Below are 14,014 nucleotides of genomic sequence, written 5' to 3' on the forward strand. Positions count from 1 at the left end.
GGCTGTGGGGTGTCAGCCGCGCCTGACGGTGATGTCGTACGTGCCGCCGGGAACGGTGAACCGGGCGTAGCCGTCGGTGACGGTGCCCTTGTAGGCGGTGCAGCCGCCGCGGGTGTACACGGTGCGTCCGTTGATCTTGACGGTGGACCTGCCGGTGACCGGGACGGCGATCGTGCCGGTGGTGTCGCGGGGCGTGCTGGCGTGGAGGGTGAACTTCGAGGCGTTGGCCTTCGACTGCCAGTTCACCGCGATGTCGCCGTACTGGGTCGGGACGGAGCCCTGGGCCCACTTGAGGTCGCCGGTGTGGGGCTTGATGCTCCAGGTGGCGTAGCCGGGGTCGACCGGGGTGACGCCGAGGACCTGCTCGGTGAGCTGGACGGTCGGTGAGGCCGCCCAGCCGTGGGCGAGGCTGGCGGTGGCGCGGTTGACGCCGCCGTCGTTGTTCTTGAACTCCCAGAACGCGCCGGTGTAGAGGGGGTTGCTCTTGTCGACCATGGGTCCCCAGGTGCGGCGCATCAAGTCGAAGGCGCCGCCCGCGTCACCGACGGTGAAGCGTCCGGCGGTCTCCATACCGTTGCCGAACGGCTCGATGGTGTGGCCGGTGGGGTCGACCAGACCCGGGCCCATGATCGCGCCGTACGGTGTCCACAGCGTCTTCAGGGCCTTCAGGACGCTGTCGCGTCGTTCGGCGGGGACGAAGCCGTACTGCAGGGCGAGGGCGTTGGCGTCCTCGACGAGTACGTCGGGGTGGACGCTGCTCTGGCCGTAGGCGCCCAGTTGCGGGTTCCACAGCGTGGCGTTGACGGCTTCCTTGATCCGGTCGGCCTTGGCGTCGTGCTCGTCGGCGATGGTGGCGGAGCCGACCTGCCGCTCGAGCCAGGCCATCTCCTTGAGCAGGATGTAGTAGTCGATGCTGTACTTGGTGACCTCGCCGGTCTGGCTCGCCTGCCAGTAGTCGCGGTCGTTGGACGCCACGAGGTGGTTGGCGGTCAGGGACCTGTCGTTGTAGGCGAGTTCCGCGCGCAGGGCGGGCAGGATCTTGGTGATGTAGTCCTTGTCGCCGGTGTAGCGGTAGTAGTCGATGGCGGCGCGTGCGCCGTAGCCGGAGTAGTTGTTCGAGTAGAACAGGGGCGATCCGGCGGGGTTGCTGCCCTTGCGGAAGTCCGGCGAGCCGGGGATGGCCCCGTCCGCGCGCTGGGTGGCGAGCAGCACGTCGATCGAGGACTTGACGTAGTCGGCGCCCTCGTCGCCGAGGGTGCTGATGGCGGTGGGTCCCTGGACGAGCAGGTCACCGGTCCAGATGCTGCGGTCGCGCTTGGCGCCGTCGTAGATCCGCTTGTCCGCCAGGCCGTTCAGCCCGGCGGGCTTCAGGTTCAGCTGCAGCGTGTAGGCACCCGAGTACCACATCTTGTTGAGCTGGTCGTCGTCGGACAGGAACCAGCCCTTGTAGTCGGCGGGGGTGACCCGGACGCCCTGGAAGTCCACGCCGGCGGCGGAGATGGAGATGCTGCCGGGCGAGGTCAGGGTGAGCAGGGCGAAGCGGAAGCCGGGGTGGTAAGCGGCGGAGATCCGGCCCGTGGCGGTGGGCTGAAGCGTGTCGATGCCGCCGACGCCCGCCAGGCCGCGGGACTCGTCCGAGCTCGGCGCTCCCGGAGCGCTGACGGCCGCGGTCTGGGCCGGGACGTCGCCGCTCAGGGAGGGCTGGAAGGAGACGGTCTTGGCAGCGGCGTCGAAGGCGGTGACCGTACGGGTCTGGGCGGTCGTGCCGGTGCCGAAGGTGATCGTGTTGCCGACTTCGAGGTTCGCCGTCGACGCGACGGTGACCTGCGTGGCCCCGGAGGAAGCCGCGGCGGACACGGTGGTCGACGCAGGCGTGCGGATGTAGCGCCGCGCTTCGGAGGTGGCCAGCGACAGGGTGGGGGTGCCTTCGACGGCGGTGATGTCGAAGTAAGGGGTGCCCGCGATGTCCTTGCCGAAGTCCAGGAGAACCGACGCCGGCGCGCCGCCGGCGACCGTCGTCAGGGTCGTCGCCTTCGGCTTGCCCTTGTCCTTGTCCTTGCCCTTGCCGCTCACGAGGGTCTTGGGGTGGGTGACGTCGCCACGGGTCTCCACGTCGACCGGCGTGACCTGAGGGGTGGACGGGGCCAGGACGTAGGAGTGCCAGTCGGGGTGCTTCGGCGTCGACGCCTCGGCCTGGACACCGACCGATCCCACGGTCGCGAGCACTGCCACGGCCACGACGAGGCGTGAGCGCCTCAGGCCGCGGGAGGTGCCGCCGAACTCGGAAGTGAATCGTTTCAACATAAGGGTGTGGTCTCCCTTGGAAGAGGTGTACGGAAAAAGTGCCTACCTGGCCGGGGTGAAGGAGCCTTCGCCCCGGCCGGGGTCTGTCAGGAGCCGGACGTGTAGTCGGCGTCCATGGCCTGGAGGACCTTGTCCGGCGTGGACTGGTCGCTGAAGATCTCCTGCAGGCCGCTGAGCATGGACTGCTGCACCTTGGGGTTGGGCCAGAGCTGGTCCATGAAGGGCACGGTGCGGTCGTCGTTGACGAACGTGGACAGCTCGGTCAGCGACGCGTCGGGGGTGAAGCCGGTGTCCGGCCGGGTCGGGAGGCCGCCTTGCGTCGTGACGAAGAGGTTCATGCCCTCGGGCGACATGACGAAGTCGACGAACTTCAGCGCGAGTTCCTTGTTCCTGGCCTTCGCGTTGACTCCGTAGCCGGTGCCCCCCGCGGCCGGCATGAGGAACTCCGAGGGGGTGTCGGTGGCCGGCAGTGCCCTGAGGGTGAACTTTCCGTTGGGGTTCTTGCCCTTGAGCAGGGCGATGACCCAGTTGCCCTGGATGATGCCGAGGGTCTTGCCCGTGGCGGCGAGTTCCTGGCCGGCCTCGTAGCTGGTGCCCAGGGGGTCCTTCTGGAAGCAGCCGGCCTTGTCCATCTGCTGGTACTTGGCCATGGCGGTGGTCCACGGCGAGTCCGCGAAGGTGGCCTGGCCCGCCTGCATCTTCTTGTCGAAGTCGGGGTCGGGGCCGTAGACGGTGGTGGCGGCCAGGGCGTAGAGGACGATCTGGGTGACCCAGTTGTCCTGGATGCCCAGAGCGAAGGCGGGGGTGCCCTTGGCGTTCGCGTCCTTGCAGAAGTCGAGGAGTTCGGTCCAGGTGCCGGGTGGAGTGAGGCCTGCCTTGTCCAGGGCGTCCTGGTTGTAGACGGCGCCGATGCCGTTGAGCCCGAAGACCCCGTTGTAGGTCTTTCCCTGGTACTGGGAGACGGTCTTGACCGCGTCGGGCAGCTTGGAGGCCCAGGGCCGGTCCGACAGGTCGAGGAGGTAACCGGGCTTGGCCAGTACGTAGGTCGCCGCGGGGTTGCCGTTGCCCGGCCAGACCGACATCACGTCCGGACCGGTGCCGGAGGCGAGCTTGGTGCGGATCTGCTGCTGGTACTGGTCGGCGCTGCTGACGGTGAGGCGGACGTCGATGCCGGGGTTGGCCTTCTCGAAGGCCTTGACGACGGGCTCGATGGATCCCTGGTCCTGCGAGGCGATGGTCAAGGTGGTGGAGGAGTTCCCGCCCGCGGCGTTGGTGCCGCCGCTGCAGGCTGCCAGCAGGCCGGCAGCCGTCACCGCCGCTATCGCGGCGGACAGTCTGGTGCTGATCATGGTGTCTCCCACGGGGAAGGGACGGCGATCACGAAGGGACAGGTGAAGCCGGCTCCGGCGCAACGGCGCTGATGAGCTGCCGACCTGATGCCGGCCGTACAGCGGCTCCGGCCGGGTGGGGCGGTTCACTGCGTCGCTCATCCCTTCAGCCCGCCGGCGAAGCCGCTGATGATGCTGCGCTGCAGCACGAAGTAGACGGTCAGGACGGGCACGATGCTGATCGCCAGGGCGGCGAAGACAAGGTTCCAGTCGGTGACGTACTGGCCGAAGAAGCCGGCGATCGCCACGGGCAGGGTCTGCTGGGTGCTGCCGCTGAGGTACAGCAGCGGGGTGAAGAAGTCGTTCCACACCGCGACGGCGTTGAGGACGAGCGCGGTCACGGTGATCGGTCTCAGCATGGGCAGCACCACATGACGGAAGCTCTGTGCCGGTGTGCAGCCGTCGATGAGCGCGGCGTCCTCGAAGTCGCGGGGCAGAGCGCGCAGGAATCCGGTGTAGAGGAAGGTGGTGAAGGGCACCTGCAGGCCGGAGTGGAACAGGATCAGCGCCCAGGGGGTGCCCAGCAGGTGCAGGTCGCGCATCGTCTGGTAGAGCGGCAGCGCGGCGAGCTGGAAGGGCAGGATCAGTCCGAGCATCACCAGCAGGAACAGGCCGCGTGACCAGCGTGCGGTCGACCGGGCCAGCGGGTACGCGGCGAACGAGGAAACCGCCAGGATGATCACCACGCTGCCGGCGGTGACCAGCACGCTGTTCAGCAATGCACCGCCCAGCCCGCCTTGCTGCCAGGCCTGGCTGAAGTTGTCGAGGGTGGGCGAGGTCGTCGGCCGGATCGGCGAGGAGGTGTCCGAGACTGGCCGCACGGCCAGGTTGACCAGGACGTAGACCGGGAAGGCGACCACCAGGGCGACAGCGATCATGGCCAGCTCGAGCACGAAGGTGCGCTTGCGGTAGCGGTTCACGAGGCCGCCCTCTCTCCGCGGGCCAGCACGAGGTACTGCCCGGTCGACGCCACCGCCACGATGATCGTGAGGACGACCGCGAGAGCGATGCTGTATCCGAACTCGCCCAGGGTGAAGGCGTCTTTGTAGATCAGGGTGGACAGCGTGTCGGTGGCGTGGCCCGGGCCTCCGCCGGTCAGGGCGTAGACCTGGTCGAAGAGCTTGATCCCGCCGATGATCGACAGCATCAGGTTGATGGTGAACGCCGGTGCGAGCAGCGGGCGGGTGATCGACCAGAACCGGCGGATCGGTCCGGCGCCGTCGATGTCGGCCGCCTCGTGGACCTCCTTCGGGACCGACTGCAGCCCGGCCAGGAAGATGACCATGGAGTAGCCGCCGAACTGCCACACGATGACCCCCACGACCGACCACAGGGCCAGTTGCGGGTCACCGAGCCAGTCCTGTCTGAGGGAGTCCAGGCCGACCGTACCAAGGAGGCTGTTGACGGCGCCGCTGGGGCCGAGCAGGTTGCGCCACAGGTAGGCGGTCACGATGGGGGTGATCACGGCGGGTGCGAAGAGCAGGACCCGGAGCACGTTGCGGGTCTTGATGAGGCTGTTGACCCCGAGGGCGAGCAGGAGCCCGAACACGTTCTGGATGACGGTGACCGACACCGCGATCAGCAGGGTGTGCCAGACGGCCTGCACCGCGTCCGGGTCGTCCAGCAGTCCGGTGAAGTTGTCGAAGCCGACGAAGGAGGAGTTCGGGTCCAGGCCGTCCCAGTCGGTGAAGGCGTAGTACACGCCCCGGGCGCTGGGCACCAGGACGACGAAGGCGAACAGCAGCATCGCCGGGACGGCGAACCACCACGGGGAGGTGGCGCGGCGCCGGCCGGAAAGGCGCCCGGGGCGTCTGGGGACGACAGCGGCCGGTGGCGACAGCTGATCGCGCGAGGTTGCAGGCACTGGCGACGCCCCCCTTTCTTAAACGTTTCAATCCTATGGGTAACGTTTCCCAAAACGTGCGACAGACCCTAGGGAGGGGGGCGACGTAACGTCAAGATGTCGGGCACGATGCACCGCAGTTGCCGAAGCCCACGAACGCTCTCTTCCGTCATGAGCTGCGGAAAGGTGCTGCCGAGCGGTACGGTTCGGCGACGGGAACGACTCGAGTGCGCGATCCAACGCGCTGGGCAACGTTTCCCATGTGCGTCCTGGAGGGAGTCAGATGGAACCGCCCGCGCAGCCCAAGCGCGTCACGATCGTCGACGTGGCGCGGCATGCCCAGGTGTCCACGACCGCGGTGTCCAAGGTGCTGCGCAACGCCTACGGGACCAGTCCCCAGATGCGCGCGAGGGTCCGTCAGGCGATCGACGACCTGGGTTACCGCCCCTTCGCGGCGGCGCGGGGCATGCGCGGCCAGACGTACACGGTCGGGGTGATGCTGCCCGACATCCGCAACCCGTTCTTCCCCGAGATCCTCGACGGGATCACCGATGCCCTGTGGGAGACCGACTACCAGGTCCTCATGGCCCCGGGCCGCAACGGCGAAGCGGCGGAGGCCAAGGTCACGGAGGCCATGATCGACCGCGGGATGGACGGCATGATCCTCGTCGCGCCCGTCTCATCGCGGTCGCACCTCGAGCGCGTCGCCGGCATGGTGCCGACCGTGGTCGTCGGCCGGCACGGCCGGTCCGCCGCGTATGACACCGTCTCCGACGACGACTTGGCCGGCGCCGCCCTCGTGGTCGACCACCTCGCCGACCTCGGGCACCGCCGGATCGCGCACATCGAGCACGACGAGACCGACCCCCGCCGTATCGAGGAGATGCCCAACGCCATCCGCGCCGACGGCTACCGGCGTGCGATGCGGGCCCGCGGCCTCGAGGACGAGATCAGCATCGTCTCCACCACCTACACCCAGCGGGGCGGCTACCTCGGCGCCCAGCAGTTGCTGACCCGGTCCCCGCGGCCCACCGCCATCTTCGCCGGGGCGGACATCGTTGCCATGGGCGTGCTCCAAGCCGTCTCCGAGGCCGGGCTCGAAGTGCCCGACGACATCTCCATCGCCGGCTACGACAACACCACCTTCGCCGCCCTCGGCCCCATCTCACTGACCAGCGTCGACCAGGCCGGTCGGCACATCGGCACCAACGCCGCCCAACTGCTCATCGACCGCATCGGCGACCGGGTCCGCCCCACCGCGCAGATCAAGTTCTCCCCCACCCTCGTCACGCGCCGCACCACCGCTCCCCCACCCGGTTGATCGGTTCCCCGGTCGTGGGCGGGCCAACAGTGTGACGGCTGATCCGGTGACGCGGCGGGCACCACGGGTCAGACGGTGTAGCCCCCGTCCACGTTCCAGTTCGCGCCGGTGACGAACCACGCCTCGGGCCTGGCCAGGAAGGCGACGACGCCGGCGATGTCCCGGGGCTGTGCGAACCGGTCGACGGCCGTGACCCGCGTGAGGGCCTCGATGAACGCGGGGTCGTCGGGGAGCATGTCGGTCTCGGTGGCGCCGACCTGGACGTTGTTGATCGTGATGCCGCGGGGCGCCAGTTCGCGGGCGAGCCCCCGGGTCAGGCCGGCCACGGCCGCTTTGGTCATCGCGTACACCGCGATGCCGCCGATCGGGACCCGGTCGGCGTTGATGCTGCCCGTGGAGATGATGCGACCCCCGTCCCCGAGGTGCGGAAGCGCCGCCTTGATCGCGGCGAACACGCCTCTCACGTTGACCGCGACCATCCGGTCGAAGTCCTCGAAGGAGAAGTCGTCCACCAGGCCGGCGACGCCGACCCCTGCGTTGTTGACCAGGATGTCCAGGCCCCCGAGTTCCGCGACCGCCCGCTCCAGCGCCGCCTTGACGGCCGCCGCGTCCGCGCTGTCGGCCTGCAGGGCCAGCACCCTGCCCCCGGCGGCCGAGAGCTCCTCGACCAGGGCGTCGGCGGGCTGCCTCCCGTGGACGTAGGTGAAGGCGACCGAGGCGCCCTCGCGGACCAGGCGACGTACGATCCCCGCGCCGATCCCCCGCGATCCCCCGGTGACAAGAGCCCTCCTGCCCTGGAGGACCTCCGCTTGTTCCTGTGCCACGTCCGCCGCCTTCCGAGGTGAGGGAGCGCCTTGCGGACCGGGGCCGGTCCGTGACGGCGCCCGCGCACACCGAGCCGATACCGCTGGACGAAACATCCTAAATCGCGCTTTGGCCTTCGGCGCATCCGCGGCTCGGACGCACCGGACGGATGGGCCCCGGACCCGCCGACTTCGCCGGGGCTCCGCGGTCGAGACAAACAGATGTGGGGCGCAGGGCCCGGTCAGGTCGACGTGTATGCCAGGTGATCCGGCTGCCACCTCCTCACAGGGCGCGCCGAACAGGCGGTAGCGGTGACCCGGGTGCCGGGGAGGTCCGCGCCGATTTCGAACGCGATGACGGCGAGCCGCCTCCGACGCGTCCACCCGCAACGTGGGCCGGACAGCACGAAGGGCGGGGTTCGCGGCCGCATCGCGAACCCCACCCCGGCTGGTGGGAGGTGTCAGCTCACCATCGGTACCAACGACGGCGCCCGCCGCCTTCGGCGGCTCGGAAGACGAACCCGAGGAGCCACACCACCAGCACGATGATGGCGATCCACCACAGCGCCTTGAGGGCGAACCCCGCACCGAAAAGGATCAGCGCCAGCAACAGAACCAAAAGCAAGGGGACCATTGTGTTTACCTCCTGACCACGCGTCTGCCCCGGCGATTCGTCGCCATGCGTGACCCTCCGCGGGGATGCGGCGAAGGGGCGGGAGGTGCCGCAGTCCGGTGGCTCGGCGACCGCGGAGCCGGCGGCGCCGCGGGAACGGCCGCGAACGCGACCTCGGCGTCAGCGGCCTGCGCGTGACGGCGTGCGCCCAGGCGCGCACCGCGTACATGGGTGTGGGGCAGTCCCGAAGGGGCTGCCCCACACTCCGGCCCGGCCCTCTCCCCGGGGGCCGGCCGGGCGCGCGTCAGTGGCGGACGGGCTCGAGCTGGAGGTAGTCGAGGTTCCAGTTCTGGTAGGCGTCCTGCGGAAGGCTGATCCGCAGGACGTGGTGGCCGGCCGTGAGGAACTGCTGCACGCCGCCGGCCTGGAGCACTTCCTTGTTGTGGCTCGTGGTGTTCCGCACCTCGACCCGCTCGCTCTCGGCGCCGCCGTCGAAGGAGACGGTGTACGTGCCCGCGGGCGTGTACGGCGACGACACCCGGGCCGACAGCGCGTACGTACCGGAGCGCGGGACGTCCACGTCGTACGTCAGCCACTCGCCGCCGCGCATCCAGCCGACCCGCACGTTGCCGTCGGCGTTGTCGATGTCGACGTCCTCGCCGGGCCGCATCTTCAGTCCGCCCGCGTTCCCGGCGTCGTTGTCGTGGTAGCCCTTGTCCTGGCCGGGGAGGAAGTCCTCGGCCTGCAGGCGTACGCCGCCGCGGGGCAGGGGGTCGCCCTCGCCGGTGCGGATCCACGACTCGAACTTCTCGACGTCGTCCGTCTGGAAGACCGTGGTGCGGTAGCTGCGCACCATGGCCTCCCAGCCGCGCAGCGGGTCGATCAGCGACGCCTCGTCGGTCATGCGGTCCGACAGGCCGTTCCACATGGTGTTGTTCCAGACGCGGCTGTGCCGTGCCAGGGCGTCGAGGAAGGGCTTGCGGGCGACGGGGTCCTGGATGCTGTCGTAGTTGACCTCGTAGGCCACCGGCTGGTCGTCGCCGAACTCGGCCACGGCCGCCAGGTTGGCGTCGGTGATCATGTGCATGTAGACGGCGTCCTCGTGGGCCGCGCGGAAGGCCTCGACCTCCGGCACCGGGGCGTCGCTCTTGTAGATCCCGTTGCGAACGGTGCCGGTCCGGGTGAGGACGTCCCAGACCTGCTCCCGGAACGGCCAGCCCTTGTCCAGGTTGACCAGGCCCCGGTCCTTGGCGAGCTTCATCGCCTCCTCGAGCGTCGGGACCCGGGCGTCGGTGACCGCCGCCTGACCGCCGCCGAGTCCGGCCTTCAGACGGAGCTCCTTGATCTGGGCGAGCGTCATGCCGGCGACCGCGCCGGTGCCGTTCGTGGTGCGGTCCACGGTGGTGTCGTGCATCAGGACGGGAACGCCGTCCTTGGTGAGCTGGATGTCGGTCTCGATGATCTCGGCGCCGTCGTCGTAGGCCGCCCGGAAGGCCGCCAGCGAGTTCTCGGGGGCGTCCCGCCACTGGCCGCGGTGCGCCACGGTGAGGATCTTCGCGTTCGAGCCGTGGTCGAGCAGGTCCCGGTAGGCGCGGACGGCAGCCGTGCTCCCGGACCGTCCCGGGCCCCCGAAGATGTACGACGTGCCGTTCCCGCTCCGGTCGGCGGCGAGGCCGATGCCGGCGGCGGGACGATCATCGGCAAACCCGGTGAAGCCGGCGATCACCGTCAGGGCGGCGGCAACTCCGGCGAGTCCCTGGATAGTTGATCTCTTCATGGCCCGGAGAGTAGGAAGACGTCGGGACGGAACGGGATACGCCGCACGCCGCGTCGGAGTCCGCGCACTGAATAATCCAGGAGCTTCGCCGGCAACCGCCGCTCCGTGACATCGTGCTCCGATGCGCAGGCACGGAGATTCCAGCCTGCGCACGTCGCGTGGCGGATCGCCGCTTCGTCCGGGGGTGGTTCCCGGCGCCGCCGGGCCGGCGTCAGACCGCGGACAGGGCCTCCGTCGGGGGCAACCGCGAGGCGCGCAGGGCCGGGTAGACGCCTGCGACGGCGCCCACGACGATCGCGCCGGCCAGACCGGTCCCCAGCGCGAGGGGTGGCAGTACGGGCGGCCACGACTGGGACAGCGCGTAGGCGGCCGTGCCCGCCGCGCCGAGCACGGTGCCGCTCAGCCCGCCCAGGACGGACAGCATCACGGATTCCGTCAGGAACTGGCCGCGTATCTGCCGGCGGTTGGCGCCGAGGGCGCGACGCAGGCCGATCTCGCGACGTCGTTCCAGTACGGAGACGAACATGGTGTTGGCCACGCCGATGCCGCCGACCAGCAGGGCCACCCCGGCGAGGCCCAGGAACAGCGCGGAGAAGGTGTGTTCGGTGGCGCGCTTGGCGGCCAGGGCGTCGGAGGGGCGGCTGACCTGGACGAGTCCGGGCAGCTCGGGGTTGACGGTGTCGGGCAGGACGTCGCGTACCGCCTCGATCCGCGACTCCCGTGCCTTGACGTAGACCACGGTGGGGTGGCCGTCGAAGTCGAGCACGTCGCGTGCGGCGTCCCAGCCGACGAGTACGGAGCTCTCCAGGTCGGGTGTGAGGGGCATCGGCCCGAGGATGCCGATCACGGTGAAGTGGTGCGTGCCGATGGTCACCAGGGGCTCCCGTCCCGGGGTGACGCGGTCGATGCCGAGTCGCTTCGCGGCGCGCGGGCCGAGGACGGCCGTCGGGAAGCGCTCGGTGGCGCGGTCGAGGAACCGGCCGGAGCGGACCGTGCCGCCGACCGTGGCCAGCAGGTCGGTCCTGGCGGCGAGCACGCTGAGCCCGATCGAGTCGTTGGGGTCGGCCAGGTCGGAACGCCGCACGGTGGAATGGGTGTTGGCCACCGCCGTGGCGCTGGTGACCGGGCCGATGCGTGCCGCCATGGCGTCGGCGGCCTCGGGGAGCAGGGCCTTCTGTTCGGCGTCGGGTTGCGGCTGCGCGCGGAGCATGTTGGTGCCGAGCGCGGACAGTTCGTCCATGAGGGCCCGCTGGCTGGAGGCGGGGATGCCGGTGACGACGACCAGTGTGGCGATGCCGATCGCGATGCCCAGCGCGGACAGCGCCGCGCGGGTCCTGCGGGTGCGCAGACCCAGCAGGCCGAGGCGCAGGACGTCGAAGGGGGAGAGTCTGATCGGTCGGTTCATGCCGGGCTCCAGGCGGCCGCGCGGGTGGCGCTGTCCGAGGCGATCCGGCCGTCGCGCAGCTGGATCCTGCGGGGCAGCCGGGCGGCGATGTCCCGGTCGTGGGTGATGACCGCGATGGTGGTGCCTTCCTGGTTCAGTCCGGTGAGCAGGTCGAGTACGGCGCGCCCGTTGGCGCTGTCGAGGGCTCCGGTCGGCTCGTCCGCGAGGACGAGCGCGGGTTCGTTGACCAGCGCGCGGGCGATGGCGACGCGTTGCCGTTCGCCGCCGGACAGCTGCTGGGGCAGGTGGCGGGTGCGGTGCGCCAGGCCGACCCGGGCGAGGGCCTCTTCGGCGCGGGGGCGGCGTTGCCGTCGTGGCACGCCCGCGTAGAGCAGGCCGGTCGCGACGTTCTCCGTGGCGTCGAGTCCGTCGGTGAGGTGGAAGTGCTGGAAGACGAAGCCCAGCAGTCGTGCCCGCAGTGCGGACAGCCGCCGGTCGGACAGTCCGGCTGCGGCGTGGCCGGCGATCTCGACGGTTCCGCTGGTCGGGCGGTCGAGGGTGCCCATGATGTGCAGCAGGGTGGACTTCCCGGAGCCGGAGGGTCCCAGGATGGCGAGGAGTTCCCCTTCCTCCACGGTGAGCGACACCCCGTTCAGGGCGGTGACGTCGCCCGCGTAGGTCTTGGTCACCTCGCGCACGGCCAAGGCGGGGGCCGGTCGCCCGGTGGGGTTCACGAGGCGGTCACCACCGTCATGCCCTCGCTGACGCCTGCCCCGCTCACTTCCACCATTCCGTCGGCGAACATCCCCGTCTCCACCGCGACCAGGGAGGAGTCGGGGCGCTGCAGCGCGTAGCCGCCTTCGCTCAGGGCCAGGAGCGCGGTGACCGGGACGGCGAGGACGCCCTTGCGGTCGGTGGCCGTGAAGCGGACCTGGACGGAGGCGGAGTCCAGCCCCTTCACGTCGCCGGCGTGCCGCGGCGTGACGGTGACGGCGACCGTGGGGGGTCCCGTCTGCGCGCTCTGGTCGTCGGCGGAACCGCCCTGGACGGCGCGCGCGACGGCGGTGACCGTGCCGGGGACCTCCCGGCTGTCGGGCAGGGTGATCGTGACGCTCTGCCCCGTGCGGAGGGCACCGACCCCGGCGGCGTCCACGGTCAGCGCCACCGACTTCGCGGTGGTGGTGTATGTCAGCACCTCCCCTTCGACCGGGTCGCCGGGGGTGGCCGTGACGGTGTTGACCCTGGCCGGCCCGGGCAGGACGAGCGCGCGGCCGGGTGTGAGGGTCCCGGTGGCCTCCTGGCCGGTGTCGCTCTGCCACCGCTTCAGGGCGGCGCTCAGCTCGGGTGTGAACTCGGTGCCACCGGGCGCGAAGCGCGTGGGCGCGCGGTTCACGGTGTGCCCGATGTCGTAGCCGAGGGCCCGCAGGTTGTCCGCCAGCACCGTGACGTCGCGCCCGCGCAGCCCCGGCTTGTCCAGGGCCCTGAAGAAGGGGGTGTCGCCGAAGAAGACGGTGACGGGCCGGTCGTTCACCCGGTACAGGGGTTTGCCCCGTACGGCCTTGGCGCCGGGCGAGGGCAGCTCGGTGAGCACTCCGGTACCCGTGCCCTTGAGGGTGCGCAGCGGGCCGTAGCCGAGCGTGCCGGGCAGGGTCCTGTCGGTGGACAGATCGGTCCTGGTGACCTTGACGGTGTCGAGCTTGACCGGGTGTTCCGGCGCCGTCTGCGGGCTGCCCTGCCGCGTGCTCCAGGCGGCGGTGGCGCCTCCGGCACCGCCGGCGGTCAGGAGGACGGCCAGGGCCACGGTCAACCGGCGCCGGCGCCGCCTGGGGAGGCGGTGCTCAGCGGTTCTTGCCACCGAAGGCCTCCATCGTGCAGTTCTTGTCGACCTTGGTCTGCTCGTCCTCGCTCAGCGCCTGCTCGCTGCTGGCGAAGGTCCAGCCGGAGTTGTCGGCCAGCGCGACGACCTTGAGCCCGTGGGAGTTCAGGCACTTGATGTAGGCGCGGTAGTCGTCGTCGTAGTGCGGGTTCCGGTCACGGTCCAGCTCGGGGGGCTGGAGGGGGAGTTTGCCGGCGCACGTCTTCTGGGCGGCCTTGGCGGTGGGGCTGTTGTCGTTCTGGTCGATGGAGTAGGGGCCGCGCTCCAGGAGCATCTTGTGGCCGTGGTCCTTCAGGCAGGTGGCGTAGGCGTTCCAGTAGCGGTCGCGCTCGGCGTCGGAGCTGTCCAGACGGAGCTGCGGGCGGCCCTGCTCGCTGTCGGCGGCGGGCGTCCCGGATGACGACCGCGGCGCCGCCGAGGGGGTGCCGGTCGCCACCGAGGCGACGTCCTGTTCCCCTGACTGCTGGCCTGACTGCGCGCCGGACTGCTTGCCGGACGCCGCGCCGGTGCCCCCCGCCGAGCCGCCGCAGCCGGTGAGCAGGACGGCGCAGACGACCGCGGCGGCAGCGCCGAGTGCGCGGTGAGGGAGGTGTGGGTGGCTCATGCCGCCTGATCGTGGCCGGTGAATGTCGGAAACCTGTCAGGAAGCGATGGGCATCCCGTGGTCCCGCGCGGACGGAACCCCGACACCGCAAATACGACACT

General features: G+C 70.4%; 12 protein-coding genes. 1 reads left to right on the forward strand and 11 read right to left on the reverse strand.

Going from position 1 to position 14,014, the window contains the following annotated elements:
* Positions 1–12 precede the first annotated feature (12 nt).
* From CHF15_RS24580 to CHF15_RS24595, 4 genes are all read right to left on the reverse strand, one after another.
* The gene (locus tag CHF15_RS24580; protein WP_089226045.1) at positions 13–2,304 is read right to left on the reverse strand and encodes an alpha-L-rhamnosidase C-terminal domain-containing protein; all 2,292 of its coding nucleotides are present in this window, start codon (positions 2,302–2,304) and stop codon (positions 13–15) included.
* An 86-nt stretch (positions 2,305–2,390) separates the two neighbouring features.
* On the reverse strand, positions 2,391–3,653 hold the full coding sequence (locus tag CHF15_RS24585; RefSeq protein WP_089226046.1) for an ABC transporter substrate-binding protein: 1,263 nt from the start codon (positions 3,651–3,653) through the stop codon (positions 2,391–2,393).
* A 137-nt stretch (positions 3,654–3,790) separates the two neighbouring features.
* On the reverse strand, positions 3,791–4,612 hold the full coding sequence (locus CHF15_RS24590) for a carbohydrate ABC transporter permease (RefSeq protein WP_089226047.1): 822 nt from the start codon (positions 4,610–4,612) through the stop codon (positions 3,791–3,793).
* On the reverse strand, positions 4,609–5,556 hold the full coding sequence (locus tag CHF15_RS24595; protein WP_089226048.1) for a carbohydrate ABC transporter permease: 948 nt from the start codon (positions 5,554–5,556) through the stop codon (positions 4,609–4,611). The genes CHF15_RS24590 and CHF15_RS24595 overlap by 4 nt, the downstream gene beginning before the upstream one ends.
* Positions 5,557–5,818: 262 nt before the next feature.
* Between CHF15_RS24595 and CHF15_RS24600 the strand changes: the two genes are divergently transcribed.
* Entirely contained in the window at positions 5,819–6,856 is a 1,038-nt protein-coding gene (locus CHF15_RS24600) for a LacI family DNA-binding transcriptional regulator (protein ID WP_089226049.1), read from the forward strand.
* Positions 6,857–6,924: 68 nt separating this feature from the next.
* Here the strand turns inward: CHF15_RS24600 and CHF15_RS24605 are convergent, their stop codons facing one another.
* The 7 genes from CHF15_RS24605 to CHF15_RS24635 form a co-directional block, all read right to left on the reverse strand.
* Positions 6,925–7,680 (reverse strand): SDR family NAD(P)-dependent oxidoreductase, encoded by a 756-nt coding sequence (locus CHF15_RS24605; RefSeq protein ID WP_245939018.1) that lies wholly within the window; start codon positions 7,678–7,680, stop codon positions 6,925–6,927.
* Positions 7,681–8,125: 445 nt separating this feature from the next.
* Positions 8,126–8,293: a hypothetical protein gene (locus tag CHF15_RS24610; RefSeq protein ID WP_018561957.1), complete on the reverse strand. Its 168-nt coding sequence runs from the start codon at positions 8,291–8,293 to the stop codon at positions 8,126–8,128.
* Between the two features lie 283 nt (positions 8,294–8,576).
* Complete coding sequence (locus tag CHF15_RS24615) at positions 8,577–10,049, reverse strand: glycerophosphodiester phosphodiesterase family protein (protein ID WP_089226051.1); 1,473 nt, start codon at positions 10,047–10,049, stop codon at positions 8,577–8,579.
* Between the two features lie 211 nt (positions 10,050–10,260).
* Positions 10,261–11,454 (reverse strand): ABC transporter permease, encoded by a 1,194-nt coding sequence (locus tag CHF15_RS24620; RefSeq protein ID WP_179279944.1) that lies wholly within the window; start codon positions 11,452–11,454, stop codon positions 10,261–10,263.
* A complete protein-coding gene (locus CHF15_RS24625; RefSeq protein WP_089226053.1) occupies positions 11,451–12,167 on the reverse strand; it encodes an ABC transporter ATP-binding protein in 717 nt (238 codons plus the stop codon). The genes CHF15_RS24620 and CHF15_RS24625 overlap by 4 nt, the downstream gene beginning before the upstream one ends.
* A complete protein-coding gene (locus tag CHF15_RS24630) occupies positions 12,164–13,288 on the reverse strand; it encodes an efflux RND transporter periplasmic adaptor subunit (protein ID WP_245939019.1) in 1,125 nt (374 codons plus the stop codon). Before CHF15_RS24630 ends, CHF15_RS24625 begins: the two co-directional genes overlap by 4 nt.
* A complete protein-coding gene (locus CHF15_RS24635) occupies positions 13,272–13,913 on the reverse strand; it encodes a hypothetical protein (RefSeq protein ID WP_089226054.1) in 642 nt (213 codons plus the stop codon). Before CHF15_RS24635 ends, CHF15_RS24630 begins: the two co-directional genes overlap by 17 nt.
* Between the last annotated feature and the right edge of the window lie 101 nt (positions 13,914–14,014).

This window comes from Actinacidiphila glaucinigra, from assembly GCF_900188405.1.
In the GTDB taxonomy this organism is placed as follows: domain Bacteria; phylum Actinomycetota; class Actinomycetes; order Streptomycetales; family Streptomycetaceae; genus Actinacidiphila; species Actinacidiphila glaucinigra.